The 17,101-nt window shown below is 47.4% G+C and carries 18 protein-coding genes and 1 tRNA gene; 15 read left to right on the top strand and 4 right to left on the bottom strand.

Annotated elements, in window-relative coordinates:
* Positions 1-173 precede the first annotated feature (173 nt).
* The 6 genes from FQV43_RS02800 (at position 174) to FQV43_RS02775 (ending at position 4,452) form a co-directional block, all read left to right on the top strand.
* Entirely contained in the window at positions 174-560 is a 387-nt protein-coding gene (locus FQV43_RS02800) for a TM2 domain-containing protein (protein WP_246846942.1), read from the top strand.
* A gap of 177 nt (positions 561-737) precedes the next feature.
* Positions 738-1,970 (top strand): MFS transporter, encoded by a 1,233-nt coding sequence (locus tag FQV43_RS02795; RefSeq protein ID WP_146338727.1) that lies wholly within the window; start codon positions 738-740, stop codon positions 1,968-1,970.
* Positions 1,971-2,033: 63 nt separating this feature from the next.
* Positions 2,034-2,795, top strand: coding sequence for a 3'(2'),5'-bisphosphate nucleotidase CysQ (locus tag FQV43_RS02790; protein WP_144274257.1), 762 nt, complete (start codon positions 2,034-2,036; stop codon positions 2,793-2,795).
* A 40-nt stretch (positions 2,796-2,835) separates the two neighbouring features.
* Positions 2,836-3,654, top strand: a complete 819-nt coding sequence (locus FQV43_RS02785) for a thymidylate synthase (protein ID WP_146338724.1) — start codon at positions 2,836-2,838, stop codon at positions 3,652-3,654.
* Entirely contained in the window at positions 3,654-4,193 is a 540-nt protein-coding gene (locus FQV43_RS02780; protein WP_146338720.1) for a dihydrofolate reductase, read from the top strand. The genes FQV43_RS02785 and FQV43_RS02780 overlap by 1 nt, the downstream gene beginning before the upstream one ends.
* A 4-nt stretch (positions 4,194-4,197) precedes the next feature.
* Positions 4,198-4,452, top strand: a complete 255-nt coding sequence (locus FQV43_RS02775; protein ID WP_144274252.1) for a mycoredoxin — start codon at positions 4,198-4,200, stop codon at positions 4,450-4,452.
* A 42-nt stretch (positions 4,453-4,494) separates the two neighbouring features.
* Here FQV43_RS02775 and cobF read toward each other — a convergent pair whose 3' ends face one another.
* Positions 4,495-5,250 (bottom strand): precorrin-6A synthase (deacetylating), encoded by a 756-nt coding sequence (gene cobF / locus FQV43_RS02770; RefSeq protein WP_146338717.1) that lies wholly within the window; start codon positions 5,248-5,250, stop codon positions 4,495-4,497.
* A 95-nt stretch (positions 5,251-5,345) separates the two neighbouring features.
* Between cobF and FQV43_RS02765 the strand changes: the two genes are divergently transcribed.
* The 8 genes from FQV43_RS02765 to FQV43_RS02730 all read left to right on the top strand — a co-directional run bounded on the left by FQV43_RS02765 (position 5,346) and on the right by FQV43_RS02730 (position 13,278).
* Positions 5,346-5,418, top strand: a tRNA-Arg gene (locus FQV43_RS02765).
* Between the two features lie 17 nt (positions 5,419-5,435).
* Entirely contained in the window at positions 5,436-6,929 is a 1,494-nt protein-coding gene (locus tag FQV43_RS02760) for a glycosyltransferase family 87 protein (protein ID WP_146338714.1), read from the top strand.
* Between the two features lie 33 nt (positions 6,930-6,962).
* Positions 6,963-8,135 carry an acetyl-CoA C-acyltransferase gene (locus tag FQV43_RS02755; RefSeq protein WP_144274244.1) on the top strand — a complete coding sequence of 391 codons (1,173 nt, stop codon included), beginning with the start codon at positions 6,963-6,965 and terminating at the stop codon, positions 8,133-8,135.
* A gap of 116 nt (positions 8,136-8,251) precedes the next feature.
* Positions 8,252-9,421, top strand: coding sequence for an acyl-CoA dehydrogenase family protein (locus FQV43_RS02750; protein ID WP_144274242.1), 1,170 nt, complete (start codon positions 8,252-8,254; stop codon positions 9,419-9,421).
* 23 nt (positions 9,422-9,444) lie between these two features.
* Positions 9,445-10,179, top strand: coding sequence for an SDR family NAD(P)-dependent oxidoreductase (locus tag FQV43_RS02745; protein ID WP_144274241.1), 735 nt, complete (start codon positions 9,445-9,447; stop codon positions 10,177-10,179).
* Between the two features lie 98 nt (positions 10,180-10,277).
* Positions 10,278-11,336 (top strand): iron ABC transporter permease, encoded by a 1,059-nt coding sequence (locus tag FQV43_RS02740; protein WP_144274239.1) that lies wholly within the window; start codon positions 10,278-10,280, stop codon positions 11,334-11,336.
* Positions 11,336-12,424, top strand: coding sequence for an iron chelate uptake ABC transporter family permease subunit (locus FQV43_RS02735; protein WP_146338709.1), 1,089 nt, complete (start codon positions 11,336-11,338; stop codon positions 12,422-12,424). The genes FQV43_RS02740 and FQV43_RS02735 overlap by 1 nt, the downstream gene beginning before the upstream one ends.
* Positions 12,421-13,278 carry an ABC transporter ATP-binding protein gene (locus FQV43_RS02730; RefSeq protein WP_144274235.1) on the top strand — a complete coding sequence of 286 codons (858 nt, stop codon included), beginning with the start codon at positions 12,421-12,423 and terminating at the stop codon, positions 13,276-13,278. The genes FQV43_RS02735 and FQV43_RS02730 overlap by 4 nt, the downstream gene beginning before the upstream one ends.
* Positions 13,279-13,328: 50 nt before the next feature.
* Here FQV43_RS02730 and FQV43_RS02725 read toward each other — a convergent pair whose 3' ends face one another.
* A complete protein-coding gene (locus FQV43_RS02725; protein WP_144274234.1) occupies positions 13,329-14,324 on the bottom strand; it encodes an ABC transporter substrate-binding protein in 996 nt (331 codons plus the stop codon).
* Between the two features lie 180 nt (positions 14,325-14,504).
* On the opposite strand from FQV43_RS02725, the gene FQV43_RS02720 reads away from it, so the two are divergent.
* On the top strand, positions 14,505-15,074 hold the full coding sequence (locus FQV43_RS02720) for an NADPH-dependent FMN reductase (RefSeq protein WP_146338706.1): 570 nt from the start codon (positions 14,505-14,507) through the stop codon (positions 15,072-15,074).
* 205 nt (positions 15,075-15,279) lie between these two features.
* On the opposite strand, the gene FQV43_RS02715 is transcribed toward FQV43_RS02720, so the two are convergent.
* Both FQV43_RS02715 and FQV43_RS02710 read right to left on the bottom strand, forming a co-directional pair.
* Positions 15,280-15,465 (bottom strand): hypothetical protein, encoded by a 186-nt coding sequence (locus FQV43_RS02715; protein ID WP_146338703.1) that lies wholly within the window; start codon positions 15,463-15,465, stop codon positions 15,280-15,282.
* A 15-nt stretch (positions 15,466-15,480) separates the two neighbouring features.
* Positions 15,481-16,848, bottom strand: coding sequence for a hypothetical protein (locus FQV43_RS02710; RefSeq protein WP_146338700.1), 1,368 nt, complete (start codon positions 16,846-16,848; stop codon positions 15,481-15,483).
* Positions 16,849-17,101 lie beyond the last annotated feature (253 nt).

Genomic DNA, 17,101 nt, shown 5'->3' with positions numbered 1-17,101 from the left:
GTTTTCATCTGACAAATGAGCAGCGTATTGAGGCTATAGTGTTCTTCTAGAATAAGGTAAACGTCGAAAGTGAGGAAAAAGCCTTACAAATCCCTGCGTTTCTTGTAAAGAAGCTCATAACCTCTTAAAGTCTTTAACAAGAAAATAGCGTCCTTTCAAGAATAGGTAGCATCATGAGCAATCCTTTTATCGACCCAGTACAACAAAACCAAAATCAGCATAACTTTAACTCTGTCCCCCAGCCTTACCAGAGTTATCCGCCTCAAATCATGCAACAAGCTCACTTTGCTCAAGCGCCAATGCAATCAAATAAGAGTGTCCTCATTGCTGCTGTTCTTGCTTTCTTCTTGGGTGGTCTTGGGCTACACAATTTTTACTTAGGGTACACCAAGCAAGGTCTGACCATGCTTATCCTACTCCTCATAGGATCAGTGCTCACTCCAATTCTCATCGGTGTCCCTATTGTTGTCGCAGTCGAAATCTGGGCTTTCGTCGAGTTCATTATGATTCTTACTCGATCAGGTCGATTCCAGACAGATGCTCATGGTTTCCTGCTCTAAACATTCATCATCTGAATTTTTCTTACGACACTCCTCTATCTCAGTTCGCATAAAGCTCCGCAGAGCACTTGTGGACTGAGATTTTTGTGCATATGGGGAGCATAGGGCAAAAGACAAGAGAAAAAAGCTACAAAGACTTATGATGGTTCCAGCTAATCTCTTTGCCAAGGAAAGAATATGGAGCGTATGAAAAACCCAAGAGTTGTTGCTTTTATTGCTATTATTCTCAGCGCCTTAAACTTGCGCACGATGATCGTAGCTTTGCCACCGCTTATGCCGCATATTAGCCAAGAACTCGGGTTCAATACGACGACTATTGGTATCCTCGGTACCTTGCCTACCATTATGTTCGCAGTTTCTGCATTTGCAGTGCCGCATATTATGAGATTCCTCAATATCCCTCAGGCACTATGCGTGGCCATGCTCATTACTGGACTTGGGCAATTTTTTAGAGTTATCGGCCCCAACCCAGTATTTCTATTTTTAGGTACGGGCTGTGCTCTTTTCGCCATTGGTATGGGAAACACTATTTTGCCTTTGGCATCACGTGAGTTTTTCCCAGAAAAAGTTCCCACTATCAACACAACATATCTCTTTACTATGCAAATCACTATGGGATTGGCACCAGTTGTGGTGGGCTTGGAGTCTATGCCTGGTTGGCAACTCACCCTAGGAATGTGGGGCATTTTAGGTATTGCTGCAGCAGCTGCGTGGTTACCACTAGCTCGTATTCGACGACCTCGCACTCCACAGCATAAACAGCACAGTAAGAATGATACTGGAAAGAAAAAGGCAAATATCCCGGTATGGAAGACAAAAGTTGGCTGGGGACTAGCATTCATGCTTGGCTGCACTTCTTTTGTTACCTACACCTTAATTGCCTTTATCCCGCAAATATATGTGGAAGCAGGAATGTCCAAGCAGTTTGCTGCCACTATGCTAGGCATTTGGTCTTTTACTGGCATAATCCTTAATGCAAGTGGACCTTGGTTGGTCGGAAGATTCAATAGTGTGTTCATTTTTGTGGTGATTTCTGGAGCTTGTTCCATCGTCGGCACGCTAGGGCTGGTGTTCGCCACTAATTCTGCACCAGTATTATGGGTTATTATTTCTGGTCTTGGTCCGCTTTCTTTCCCAATGTCACTCACTCTTATTGATTCACGTGCACGCACTATGCAGGGCGCGACGTCCTTATCTTCTTTCATGCAGGGTATCGGGTACACAATTGCATCTCTTGGCCCGTTTTGCGCCGGTCTTTTGCATGATATTTTCCACGATTTCCATGCAGCAAGCATTTTGACTGCAAGTTTCACCGTTATGATGATCGTCGGTGGCTATTTTGCTACGCGCCAAGTATTTGTGGAGGATCAACTTGCCCGTCGCTTGTCGACGTCGCCGCAAAGTGCATAAGGCAACTGCGTAATCTTCTCATAAGCCTATGTTCTGGTGTCAAAGGCAGTAGAATCATACGGTATGAGTGCACAATTCGATGACGCAACGTTGAGCAAGCGCCTTGCCCTAGGTACAGGGGAAGTTCTCAAAGGAATAAGAAATGTCGGTGTCTTGCGTGGGCGAGCTTTGGGCGAAGCAGGTGATGATCTCGCACAGAATTGGATTGCTCGTGCGCTGAAGCAGCATCGCCCGCAGGATGGTTTTCTTTCTGAGGAAGCTGCTGATAATCCTGAGCGTCTGCACAAGAACCGAGTATGGATTGTGGATCCGCTTGATGGGACTAAGGAATTTGCCACTGGCAGGCAGGATTGGGCAGTGCATATTGCGCTGGTAGAAGATGGGGTTCCTTCTCATGCGGCCGTTGGGTTACCTGATTTAGGCGTGGTGTTCCACACATCTGATGCACGTGCTGTGACCGGTCCTTATGCACAAAAAATTGTGCTTTCGCATAATCGTCCTCCAGCGGTAGCAGTGCATATTGCCGATAAACTTGGATTCAGCACTGATTCTTTAGGTTCCGCAGGCGCTAAAGCAATGCATGTCCTGCTTGGCGACTATGATGCTTATATTCATGCTGGTGGACAGTATGAATGGGATTCTGCTGCTCCTGTTGCAGTATGCCAAGCAGCCGGGTTGCATTGTTCACGCCTTGATGGTTCCCCATTACGCTACAACAACAAAGACACTTATCTTCCTGATCTGCTTATTTGTCGTATGGAACTTGCCGACGAAATCCTCCGCCTTGCTGCGCAATTTCATGCTGAGCACGGCTCATATTCTTAGGGATATATCTTCTATCAGCTTTTGCGTTAAAGTAGTGTCCATGACTGCCAACAATACAGCGACAATTGTGACCCCTTATGAGGATCTACTCCAATCGATTCTTGACAATGGAGTGCATAAGGATGACCGCACTGGAACTGGCACAACCAGTCTTTTTGGTGCACAGTTAAGGTTTAATCTTGCCGATTCATTCCCATTGATTACGACAAAAAAAGTGCATTTTAAGTCTATCGTCGGAGAGCTTTTATGGTTTTTACGTGGCGATTCTAATGTTTCTTTTTTGCATGAGCACGGCATTAGTATTTGGGATGAATGGGCAGACGAAAATGGCGAGTTAGGTCCCATTTATGGTGTGCAATGGCGTAGTTGGCCTACTCCCAATGGGGCACATATTGATCAGATTTCTAAAGCCCTGGATATGCTGAAAAATAATCCTGATTCTCGACGCAATGTAATTAGTGCATGGAATGTGGCAGAACTGGATAATATGGCACTGCCACCATGCCATTTGCTGTTCCAGTTATATGTTGCTGATGGCAAACTCAGTTGCCAGCTTTATCAACGCAGCGCCGATATGTTCCTGGGCGTTCCATTTAACATTGCGTCTTATTCCCTGCTCACCCATATGTTGGCTCAGCAAGCTGGTTTAGCTGTGGGTGAGTTTATCTGGACTGGTGGCGATTGCCATATCTACGATAACCATCGTGATCAAGTAGCACTCCAGCTTTCCCGAGAGCCACGACCTTATCCACAGCTCAAGCTCAACAAAGCCTCGAGCATTGATGCATATTCTTTTGAGGATATTTCGCTTATTGGTTATGATCCACACCCTGGCATTCGTGGTGAGGTTGCAGTCTAGTGCGCGCTATTTGGGCACAATCCATAGATGGGATTATTGGCGATGGCGTCGATATGCCTTGGCATCTGCCGGAAGATCTTGCTTTTTTTAAGAAAACCACTACTGGTGCGCCAGTGGTGATGGGGAGGCGAACATGGGAGAGCATTCCTCGTCGTTTTCGTCCGTTACCTGGGCGAGAGAACTATATTCTTACCCATCGTGATGCTGCTCAATGGTCTGCTGGTGCACAGTGCGTTGACTCGCTTGAGACAATTCCGGGCGACGCCTGGATTATTGGTGGCGGAACTGTCTATCATGCGACTTTGCCTTTGGTGGAGGAACTGGTCGTCACAATTATTGACGTAGAACTCCGCTCATTTTTAGGGGAACAAGCAGTATATGCACCTGCGCTTACTGATTTTCATGTCACGCATGATTCCGGGTGGTTACTCTCCGAAAAAGGAAAGCTCACCCATCCTGCCGTAAGCGCTCACAACACCGCTCCTGTGCGCTATAAATTCCAAACCTTGCAGAGAAAAACTCACAACAGAGAGGATTAACAATATGTCTGATGAACACATAACTATTTATGCTGCCGATTGGTGCCCCTTCTGCCAACGCCTACTCAAAGCTCTTGACCGTACCGAAACGCCTTATACGCTTGTCGACGTTGAGGCCGATCCAGAGGCTTCTGCCTGGGTAGAATCTGTCAATAATGGTGATCGCATTGTGCCTACTGTTAAGTATTCTGATGGCACCACTGCCACTAATCCCGCTGCTTCTGAAGTTCGCAAGAAACTTGAAGAATTAAGTGCTTAACCAACATTTTCCAGGTTTTCTGTGCTGTTGTGGATGCGTATTTTAGCAAGATAACTCGCGTAACAAATACGTATCCATAATCCACCCATGCTCGCGGCGCAATTGTGCTTTGAGCTGAGCAAGTTCTTGTCCAATCTCATGCACATACCCTTCACGTATTATTTGCTGCTTTGACCCTAAATATGCTCCCCACCAGATGTAGGTATGGTGAGTGTAGGAATCAAGCCAAGCATGAGCACCATCAAGCATGACCACACAGTTGCTACGATCTTGAGCAGATAATGTAGCTAATTTACGTGCCGTACTAATCACAATAGGCTCGCCAATACGGTTTAAGGGGATGGCGTGAGCGGCAGTCAGTGCTTGAAAAGCAGTAATCCCAGGTACTACTACCACTTGTGCTTCCAGCCCACAATCGCGTTTCATCGTATCAATAATGCGCAGGGTTGAGTCATAGAGCGCAGGATCGCCCCACACAAGGAATCCAATGGTTGCTGTTGCAGCAGAATGCTGAACAATTGCTTCAGCTAATTTTTGGGCACGCATCTCATGCCACTTTTTTACCTCTGCGGTATAGTCCTGTGGGTTTCGATCACGTTCAGGATCGAGCACACTAATAATATCTATCTCAGGCGCAAACTTATCGACGATGTTGCGTCGTAAAGCAAGCAAATCTGCTTTTGCTTCTCCTTTGTCCAGGGCAATCACAATATCGCACTGACGTAGGTGCTCGATTGCATCGAGAGTAAGCATTTCGATACTGCCTACGCCAATGCCAATAACGTGAATGGTACGCACCTGATGACTCCTTATTATGAAATGCCCATGAGCTTAGTCATTGGATATATGTGTATCTTATACGGTAACCTTGAACAGGTTGTGATACATATTTTGCCCTAGTAGCTCAGTGGATAGAGCACGGCTCTCCTAAAGCCGGTGTCGGAAGTTCGATTCTTCTCTGGGGCACAAATTTTTGTACTGGTATGCGTGAATTGAGCCTACAAGCTCAATTCAATGCCAGAGTCATGTCCGTAACGCTGATATGGTCATATGCGCTTACAATGTTTAAGGTGACATACGAACGACCAAAACCATATCATCGGAAAACCGCTTCCCCCCCCATACAGTTTTTTCCGAAAAATGTATGGATTGTAGGTAGCATTTTTACTGTTCTCACCATTATTGCGCAGCTCAACTTCGGGCATGGCGACGATTTGGCCGCATGGTGGATTGCTGCGCGATTAGTTGATCAAGGACGTAGTTCAGCGCTTTATGCTATCGATCCCATGGATTTTGCACTTGCCACTGGTGAGGACTGGCAACGAGAAGCACTCCTGATTTCTGATGCGGCAGCTCTCGCTCACCCTTATGTTCATCATCCTTTGATTGCGTATATGCTTGCACCGCTGACAAAAATCATTACTTTCCGTGCGTTCGTCATCATTATTGCTGGTATCAATGGTTTCTGTTTTGCGTTGCTTACTGCAAGCTCCATATCGTTATGGACCAGACAGGCAACCCCTACTGGGGTACTTGTTGCAGGCACTTCTGTTCTATGGCTCAGTACAGCAGGACAATTAAGTATCTATCTAGGGCAAACTTCTCCTCTTGTGTTTGCGCTTATTGCCTTATCGCTGGTTTTGAGTAGGAAAAATCCCATTGCTTCTGGTGTATATATTGCTCTGGCAGCACTTATTAAAGTAACACCAGCAATAATTATTGTGGTTTTTCTTGGTTTTGCCTCACGTCGAAAAGCTGGAGTGAGTGCTTTGTTCTTCAGTTCCATCATGATTGTCGTCACATATATGTGGTGTGGACGAGCGGTCATGAATAGTTGGCTCGATACTTTGTCTTGGATAAATGAAAAAACGTTAGTATCGCCGATTAATTCTTCTGTTGATTCTCTCTTTGCCGGAACAAGAAATCTCACTGCGATTGTGCAGGTCATTTCTGATACGCCTGTGGCTGTTACAGTCATAAAACTCTGTATTGCACTGGTTTTACTTGGTTTGTTGCTCCTGCAGTGTGGCAGTAAAACGCAACATCTCTTTGAGATATGTGCGGTCACTGCATTAATAAGCAGCACAGCCTTATCAGGTTTAGTGTGGCTCCATTATGCGCTTGTCGCAATCATTCCTATTGCTGGCACCATTATCATTCGACGCAATTGGGGTGTATTGGCGGTGTTGCTCATACTATTCCCACCATTTGGTGCTTCCTACGATAATGATTTTTCAACGCCATTATCTCAGCCTTGGGCAGCACTAGCGGCATTATTAGTCCCGCTTAGTATGCTGTTGCTGAGTGGGATAGACAAAAAATCTATTACTCTCGCACGCATTGTCTCTGGCATAGCGCAGGAGTTCTGCGGATCAGCACGTCCATCGCCGAGGTTGTCTGGAACTGGGCATAGGAGCTCGAATAGAAACTCAGGCAGAAACTCACTGCGCCCTGCCCCACACAATCACAAAACATGATACGGGTCACATTTTTGCGGTACTGTAGGTTATATGAATGATCAGGATATTGTTATCGTTGGTGCGGCTCGCACCCCTATCGCAAAACTTCTTGGTGGTCTAAGCACTATTCCAGCAACCGAACTCGGAGCACACGCCATTAAGGCAGCCCTTGGCACCATTGATCCACATCTTGTTGACGCCGTCATCATGGGGCAAGTATTACAAGCAGGTGTGGGGCAAAATCCAGCCAAACAAGCAGCTCTTGGCGCCGGCATTAGCCCTACCGCACATACCACAACAGTCAATAAAGTGTGCTTATCTGGTTTAAGCGCAGCTATCGACGCCACCCGTATGCTAAAACTCGGCGAGGCACACGTTGTAGTTGCTGGTGGCATGGAGAATATGTCCCAAGCACCACACCTGCTTAACGGCTCACGTCGAGGCACCAAATATGGCGCCACTACTTTGCTTGATCATATGGAACATGATGGTCTCAGCGATGCCGCACTGGGTATTTCGATGGGAGAACTCACTGAAAATCATATAGAGCACTATCCCGTTTCCGCTGATGATAGAGATTTTTGGGCAGTTTCTTCCCATGAACGAGCGCATAAAGCCTGGGAAACTGGCGAGTTTGATAATGAAGTAGTTGCTATCGAAACCAAGAAAGCAACCATTACTCGCGACGAGGGGATTCGACCCGGTCTTACCCTTGCCGATATCCGAGCATTGCGCCCCGCTTTCAAGCCACATGGAGTTTTAAGTGCAGCTCACGCTTCCCAAATTTCCGACGGAGCAGCAGCGGTAGTCTTGACCACCCGAGAGATGGCAACTAAGCATGGCTGGAAAATTCTTGCAGTTGTGGGAGCACCCGGACAAACCGCAGGACCAGATTCCAGTTTGCAGCACCAACCAGCGACTGCTATTAAACAAGCACTAGAGCGGCAGGGTTGGCACTCGCATGAATTGGATTTAGTAGAGATCAATGAGGCTTTTGCCGATGTAACAGCTTACTCAGCAGCCCTGCTTGAGATAAGCGTCGACATAGTTAATCCACATGGTGGCGCACTTGCCCTTGGGCATCCTATCGGAGCTTCTGGAGCACGTTTGCTTGTCCATGCAAGCCATCAGATTGCCCAGCATAAAGCAACAAAAGCTGCTGTTGCATTATGTGGTGGTGGCGGTCAAGGAGAAGCACTGCTTATTTATGCCGACAACCAGTAGAACTCTATAACACGAAGAGAAATACTCAAAACCACACACTAGAGCAAATAATGTACGCTAGAATCAACTTCCATCAATATGTGAACCAAATCTCAATATAGATGAAAGGTTGATTCATGTCGCACAACATTCCCTTTCCCGATCCTGACCTATTCCAATTCACGCGCCTACTCAACAAAGACGAACAAGCCTATTTTGCTAAGGTACAAAAAACCTTGCAGGAGAAAATTCGCCCAGCAGTAGGCACCTATTGGGATAAAGAAGAATTCCCCTTTGAGCTTCTTGATCCTCTGGCTGAAGTCGGGCTAGGCGAACTAGAGTTTAGCGGTTATTCCCGCCTGCTCAAAGGAATGATTTACGCAGAAGTTACCCGTGCCGATGTCTCCCTATCCGCACTAGTTGGCATTCACAATGAACTCATTGTCGATCTGATAAACGAGTTTGGATCCACGGAGCAAAAAGACACATGGCTCCCAGGACTGCGCCAATTCCGCAATATCGGCTGTTTCGCTTTAACCGAACCAGATCATGGCTCAGACATCGCCGGCGGTCTAGCCACCACCGCCACCCCAACCGATGATGGTTGGATTATTAACGGTCAAAAACGCTGGATCGGCGCTGGAACTATCTGCGATTTTGCCATCGTCTTTGCTCGCGACACCACCGATAATGAAATTAAGGGCTTTATCGTAGAAAAAGAGCGTGATGGTTTCTCAGCGCAAAAAATTGATCGCAAAATGGGATTACGCATTATGCAAAATGCCGATCTCCATTTTGAGAATGTTCTTATCCCTCGAGAGAATCTCATCCCAGGTACTGCAAGTTTTGCCCAAACAAACATCCTATTGCGCAACTCTCGGGCTTGGGTCGGATGGCAAGGCGCAGGAGTACAGCTAGCCATTTTTGATAGTGCACGCAACTATGTTCTTGACAGAGAGCAGTTCGGCAAGCCACTGGCAAAATATCAGCTTGTTCAAGAACCGTTATCGCGCATTCTCGGCAATGCAATGGCAAGTTACGGTATGCTCGCCCAAATCGCCTGGCTACAAGATAATGGTGGTTTTGATATGGTTCATGCAGCTCTTGCCAAAGCAACCACAACTCGCTTAGCACGAGAATCCGCTGCAGCCGGCAGGGCACTAGCAGGTGGTAATGGCATTCTGACCCAATATGAACTATCCAAGCTGCTCAATGATGTAGAAATCCTCTATACCTATGAAGGAACCTACGAGATCAACTCCCTTATTGTTGGTCGCGCTATCACAGGCTTATCCGCTTTTAAGTAAATTTTCTCAGCAAAGGACATATCATGCAGAACTCCTGTGCTCTTGTCACTGGTGGCGCTTCTGGACTCGGTGCCGCCACTGCCCAAGCACTCTTTGAGTCCGGTTACCACGTTATTGCTCTCGACCTCACCCAAGGGGATAATTCCAATATCACGTACGTCGAATGCGATGTCACAAATGTTGCACAAGTCGCATCCGCTATTGAGCAAGCAAAAGCCATTGCACCCTTGGCGCTTGCTGTCAATTGCGCTGGTATCTGCCCTTCTGCACGTGTTGTGGGCAAGAATGGTGTTCATTCACTTGAGCTTTTTACTAAAACCATCAATGTTAATCTGATTGGCACTTTTAATGTTCTCAGTCAAGCTGCTATTGCAATGCGGGAAAATGAACCAGATGAGAATGGGCAACGCGGTGTAATTATTAACACCTCAAGTGTCGCTGCCTTTGAGGGGCAAGTGGGGCAAGCAGCATATGCAGCAAGTAAGGGTGGTGTACATTCGCTGACCATCTCAGTGGCGCGTGATCTTGCTTCTTCTGGGATACGAGTTAATTCGATTGCTCCGGGTATCGTCGATACGCCAATGATGGCTGCAATAACACCTGAGTTTCGCACGCAACTTGAAGCTCTGGTTCCTTTTCCGCCGCGTTTAGCTAAGCCAGAAGAATATGCGCATCTAGTGCTCAGTATCGTCGAAAATCCATATCTTAATGGCGAAACAATCCGCTTAGATGGAGCATTGCGTATGCCACCACGTTAGAATACACACTTTCAGGTAAGCACCTATGTTTTTTCCAGCATAGGTGCTTTAATAGGTTAGGTTAAGATAATTAATTTTTATTCAAGGAAACCTACCTAATGCCCCATAAAAAGCATACGACGACACTTTCGCTTTATCGACGTCGAGTCATTGGTTTTTTCATCCTTGTGCTACTGCTAGTCCTCATGATTATCTTGAGCTTTCTCTTTGGCGCACGATATATGACATGGGATACGCTCATACACGCTTTGCCCGACGCATGGCAACAAATTAAATCTGGGCAGGTAGAAAGCACTGATAATAACGCCACCGTCATCTCTCACCTGCGCTACCCTCGCACCGTGCTGGGCATATTTGTGGGCGCAGCCTTGGGTGTTGCCGGCGCCTTAGTGCAAGGGCATACCCGCAATCCTTTGGCTGACCCCGGTATTTTAGGTATCTCCTCTGGAGCTTCTCTGGCTGTTGTCCTTGGATTCACCTTCTTTGGTATTAGTTCAATGCAGGCAACAGTCGTGGTTGCTTTCCTTGGTTCCATTGCTGCCACCATGCTGGTTTTTGGTCTTGCCTCTGTGGGCAAAGGATCCATGAACCCTTTAACGCTGATTCTCGGTGGCGCTGCCTTAGCAGCTGTCCTTTCTTCTATTACTTCTTCTCTCATTCTGAGTAATCAATCCAGTCTGGATCACCTGCGTTTTTGGACAGCGGGCGCTCTCTCAGGGCGGGAACTATCTGTGGCCTGGGGGATTGCTCCTTTTATTGTGCTTGGTGTGATTGCCGCTTTTAGCACTGCATCCTCCCTTAATCTTCTTAACCTAGGGGAAGATACTGCCCAGTCCTTGGGGGTTAATGTGGGACGTCAACGTTTCATTGGCATGGCACTCATTGCTCTGCTGGCAGCGGCAGCTACTGCGGCAGCTGGCCCTATTGGTTTTGTTGGTTTAGTGGTTCCCCATATTGTTCGTGCGATCACTGGCCCTGATTACCGGTGGATTCTTCCGTATTCAGCACTGACAGGTTCAGTGTTGTTGTTAGCTGCTGATGTTGTGGGGCGCGTCGTCGCACGGCCTGGGGAGCTACAAGTAGGTATTGTGCTTGCTTTTGTGGGAGCACCTGTGTTCCTCTTTTTGCTGTATCGACGTAAGGTGGTGAAACTCTGATGCACACTCCTCTACGCATGTTTTCAACGAAACGGCAGCACCCCGTCACTCTTGGAGTTTTTTCTGGGCTACTGCGCCCACGGCTTGTGCTGATCAACGCTGTACTTGCGGTGGGTATTTTCATTCTGCTGGTTGTTTCTATCACGATCGGTGATTACCCTATTACTCCCCATGGGGTGCTGGATGTGTTTTTCGGCGGTGGTACCCGCATTGAGCGCATGGTGGTGCTGGAATGGCGCGCCCCACGCAGTGTTGCAGCTATCATTATTGGCGCTGCCCTGGGATTATCTGGCGCCTTAACACAGTCACTCACCCGCAATGGCTTAGCAACTCCAGACATTCTGGGTATCACAGTGGGTGCTTCCGCAGCAGCGGTGACTATCATCGTGCTGGGTTCTGGCACCACCAGTGCTCTCATTGCGTGGCTTACCGGGGTGGGCATTCCCATTGCTGCGTTTTTGGGTGCCATGCTCACTGCCACGGTGATCTGGATTATGAGCTTTCAGCGCAAAATTGATACTTTCCGATTGATCCTCACCGGTATTATTGTCAGCGCCCTGTTGCAGGCGTATATCACGTGGATTATGACCCGCGCTGATATTAACGACGCCACCGCCGCAACCTTCTGGCTTAATGGTTCACTCAACTCTGCTTCATGGAGCCGTATCAGTTGGTTGTTATGGGTACTGCCCGTAGTGATTCTGCTACTAACGTGGATTGCGCACCAGCTACGTATCTTAGTGCTGGGTGATGATCTTGCCCGCGGATTAGGCAATAACGTTACTGCTTCGCAGTTCTGCCTGCTGGTTCTCTCTGTTCTGTTGGCAGCTTTGGCAGTGGCAGCCAGTGGGCCGATTGGTTTTGTGGCTTTCGTCGCCCCCCATATCAGCCGCACTCTCAGCGGACTGGCTACTCCCCCACTATTCGGCTCCATGATCAGTGGCGCTTTCTTGCTTATTTTTGCTGATCTATGTGCTCAAACAGTGTTTCCCAAAGAACTCCCGGTGGGTATTCTTACCTCTGCGATTGGCGGAGTGTTCCTTATTTATCTTCTCATTCGCTCTAACCGAAAGGTCAACGCATCATGAGTATTCCGTTCTCTCCTGCTACCTCCGCTGCCCGCATCAGTGCCCGCGGTATTTCTTCTGGCTACGGCAAAGAAAAAATCATTAACACACTCGATGTTGATATTCCACGCGGAGCTGTCACCACAGTCATTGGCCCTAATGGATGCGGTAAATCAACGCTACTGCGCACCCTGTCACGGCTTTTGCCTACAACCTCAGGAACTATTGCGCTCGACGGCACGGATATAAGCACCCTAAGCCGCAAAGAAATCGCTAAAACTCTCAGTGTATTACCGCAATCCCCTCTTGCTCCTGAAGGGTTACTAGTCTCTGATCTTGTTTCCCGAGGACGCCACCCGCATCAATCCTGGTATCGCCAGTGGAATAAAGAAGACCAACAAGCAGTAACTGAAGCACTCAGACTCACCAACACAGATCACCTAGCCGAGCGCACAGTAGATTCCCTCTCAGGAGGACAACGGCAGCGAGTATGGATCTCTCTTGTCCTAGCCCAAAATACAGACCTTGTTTTCCTCGACGAACCCACCACCTACTTAGACCTCGCCCACTCCATTGAGATCCTGGAATTAGTAGGACGGCTGCGTTCCCAGGAACAAAAAACAATAGTGATGGTTCTTCATGACCTGAACTTGGCGATTCGCTATTCCGATCACCTGATTGTGATGAAAGATGGGCAGATCATCACCACAGGAACGCCTGCGCACGTGATCACGAGTGGTTTATTGAAAGAAGTTTTTGGGCTTTCAGCTATCGTCGTCGCAGACCCTGTTACAGGAGGTCCGCTTGTGGTACCAACGCAACCAGAGCAGACCCAATCCGAATTAGAATCACACGCAGTAGGAGCGGAAAAATAGGGTCATAACCTGTAGCGGTTATGACCTTAGGAGCTAACAATCATGAGAGCTTAAGACGTTGTATTCTGTGCAAGCAACGCATCAAGTTTTTCCACCGACCAAGGAATACTCAGTGGGTTCGGAGTGCTCATGGCATTACCGAGCTGTTTTTCAATAAAGAACACCCGGTTTTCCTGCACTAACTTCAGATTTGCATATACCGGGTTCTTTTTTAGCTCATCTTCATTATTGTCATAGGACAAAATAAATAGATAATCCAGCGACTCCAGTACGTCGTAGTTTTCCGGAGAAAGCTCAAAGTAGAAATTATCCTGAGCGCGCTCATTGAACTCCTCAGGAACCTCAAACCCTAATTCTTCAAGCAAAGCTCCACGCCCATCAGCATCAGTGTAGAGACTGAGCTGACCGTTATATGGTAGCCCAATGGCAACTTTCTTCCCAGCAAGTTCAGGGTGTTTGTCTCGGAATCCCTTAAGCGACTGCTCAGTTTTCGCAATAAGTTCCTTGCCTTCTGCTTTCTTATCGACCGCCTGCGCCACGCTCTCTACCTGTGAACGCCACGGAACCTGCCAATCTTTATATTGCTTGTCATGGTAAGTAACAGGAGCAATGGCTTCTAATTTTGCTTTGGTGTCCTCATCTACCTGTGCATTCACCGCAACAATAGTATTGGGTTCAGCTGCCGCAATTTTTTGCAAATGCTCCGAGGTAAAACCAGTACCGGTACCATAGAGCACCTCAGGTTTTTTATCTTTCGGCAGATCATCTGCTGCCCAAGGACCAAGCCCATTCGGGCTATCACTATCCTCAACCCATGCAGCGAACACACTAGGGGTAATTCCTAACGCTAATAGCGTATCGACGTCACCCAAACCCAAGCTCGCCACATTTTCTCCCGCTTCTGCCGCGGTGGACTCTTGTTGTTTGGATGAGTTTTCTGCGGTGTTGGTAGAACACGCACCTAGTAATAATGCGCAACTAGATAAAGCAGCAATAAGCGCACGCTTAGAGCCTCGTTGTGCATACCATGTACTTGGTTTCTTCATCGCTATGCAGTCTCCTTGTTCTTATCGCACCCTTGGTGCACACCTCGCAATCTGCGAGAAACTTAGTTAATCCTACCTTAATTTTTTTCAGTAATGAAGAGGCTAAAATGGCAAAAAAAGCAGAAAGTGCTAGCTTAAAATTTTAAGTACGAAACTCACAGATCATGCACCGGAGAAATCATGCAGGAAAACTCAACTCACAATGCTAAGCATCACAGCCAGCGCACAATGATTGTGGCAGGCAGTCACCGTATCGGTTCTTATTCTTCTGCCCTAGCACACGTCGTCGGCAAGCGGCTCACTGACCGAGGGCAAGAAGTAGATCTGATCGAGGTATCCACTTTGGATCTTCCGATGCATAATCCAATCGATCACCGCAACCCAGAGGGTTCAGCAGATCCGCGTGTGCGTGATTTTTGCCACCGAGTACGACAAGCAGACTCCTTTGTATGGATCACTCCCATCTATCATGGTTCATATTCCTCAGGATTAAAGAAAATAATTGATCATGTCAATATCTCTTTAATGGAAAATAAACCTGTAGCAGTGATGGCTCACGGAGGCGGTCGGTTCAGTGGTTCAGCCATAGATCACCTTCGAGCTGTCGGTGTTAATCTTCACGCACAAGTCATCAATGTTGCCGTAGCCACCAACACGACAGACTTCACCGAAACAGAAACTATGCCAATACTCACCAGCGAAACAATTATTGCCCGAATAGATCGAGCAATAGAGCAATTGTTACACTAATAGAAGTCAAAATATCCTGGTAGAACTGCTCTTTAAGAGCACCATTGCGTTTATCTTGTCGTTTCTACTATCAAGCATATTTCTGACCATAGGAAATATATATTGGGCAACTTTTCTGCAGAAGAATGTTCCTCACACTTTACTAGCCAGAGTCATCAGCATAGATTGGTTTGCTTCTCTCGCCCTTGTTCCCTTGGGGTCGGCATTAGCAGGGGTAACGCTCGAGACGATTGGGATGGAAAATATGCTTTTCTTGCTTTCTTTCCCCATATTGGTTAGCGGATTCATCCTTGCCACGAGGATGAGGATGGGCAAAAATAGTTAATAGCTCATTTTTGGCAAAGAAAATCACGAGAAAACGAAAAGCCCCTACAAGCGTAGGAGCTTTCACGGAATATCTTTGCGACTACGCAGCGCGCAGGTGACCACCAGTAGTTACTTTAGGACGGTCTTTCTTCGCAACGCTCTTAGCCTGCTTAGCGACGTTATCCTTTACACTTTCAGAGATAACGGTCTTAGCTGCGGGCTTAGACTCAGGCTTAGATTCTGGCTTAGACTCAGCGGGGTTACCCTGCTCAGATTGAGCAGATGGTACAAACTTACTCTCAGAAGAAACAGGTTCTTCACTAGAAGTAGATTCTCCAGGCTCCTGTGATTTCTTAGAAGATGTAGGTTCCTCAGACTCCCCAGGTTCCTCGCTAGCAGTTGGTTCCTCAGTTTCCTTAGAAGGCTTAGCAGGACCAACTTCCTCTTCTTCAGAAGGCTTTGGTTCTTCAGATTCTACAGGCTCTTCACTAGGCGGCACCTCAGACTCCTCATCAGGACAAAGAGTAATATGCTGGAAACCCTGGTCACAATTATCTTCATCACCATTAAGCGAACCATAATAATTCACCGCAGGATTCAAGCGAAAATGAAACTCCTGTGCGTAAGCACCATGCTTGCCATCAACAGCCGGCTCTATATCAGCACCAATAGTGTCAAAACGACCAATATCTGCTGTCACAGCACACGCACCAACACCAGTCAAGCCATCAACTTTCGCCTGCTTCTTATATAGTTCGACGATCTTGTTACGAGTTTCCTCAGACTGCTCTTTGGTAGTAACAGGAGGCAACTCACCAGTACGACCCCACTCGTAATTTTTTAGCCCCTCGCAACCTTCCTCAACACTACCAGGTCCACCACCCTCAGCAGAACACTTCCACAACATATTATCCGCGCGAATCGGAATATAGGTATCCTCACCGACTGCTTCCACAGTACCGGTGACCTCGAAGGTATAAACACCCAGCGCGTTCAAGCCGATTTGGTAGAAATCCCACTCAGGCTGCTCAGCAAAAGACGAAGGCTGAACACCATACCTTCCCTTTTCATCATCAGCTAAAGAACCATGAGGATTCTTCACAAACGACGACACTTTATACGTGTCGTTATCTGTTAGTTCCGCCGTCGAATCAACGATCGGAACCTGGTACTCTACTTCTTTGGTAGGAACATAAGTATCATTACGCCACCCAATGATTTTTTCTTCAGGTAGCGGATTACCATCCAAATCTTCCCAATAAGTTTTCTCAGGGTCTTCCCCCTGAGCGGCATCACCTCTATGCCATTGCACATTAGGCATATGTGTCAGCTTAATCGACACATCTTTGACTGTGGATGGGATCATGATTTGCGCACCACGAGAGGTTTGGATGTGATCTTCATCCATCACCAAAGGTGATAGTTGTACTTGCCAGGTGACCTGTGTTTCATCGCCTACTTGTTTCACACAGGTAGAACCAGTGTCACAGTTCGCACCACCCCACGAACCAAGAACATTATGAGCATCGCTGCCCTGGGAGCCACTATCATCAGAACCGACAGGACCAGCGGCTAATACTGAGGGGGGGGGCTAGAAAACCCGAACCAAGCATACTTACGGCAGCAACAGCCGCAGCACGCTTAGCAAAACGTTGTAAAAACATATTTCCTCTTATTTTCTTCCTAGGAAAAAGAACAAAAACACTTTCCAAGCCATCCTC

Source organism: Corynebacterium sp. sy039 (assembly GCF_007904105.1).
Taxonomy (GTDB): domain Bacteria; phylum Actinomycetota; class Actinomycetes; order Mycobacteriales; family Mycobacteriaceae; genus Corynebacterium.
Note: the sequence above shows the minus strand (reverse complement) of the source record. Positions and strands in the feature narration are given on the sequence as shown.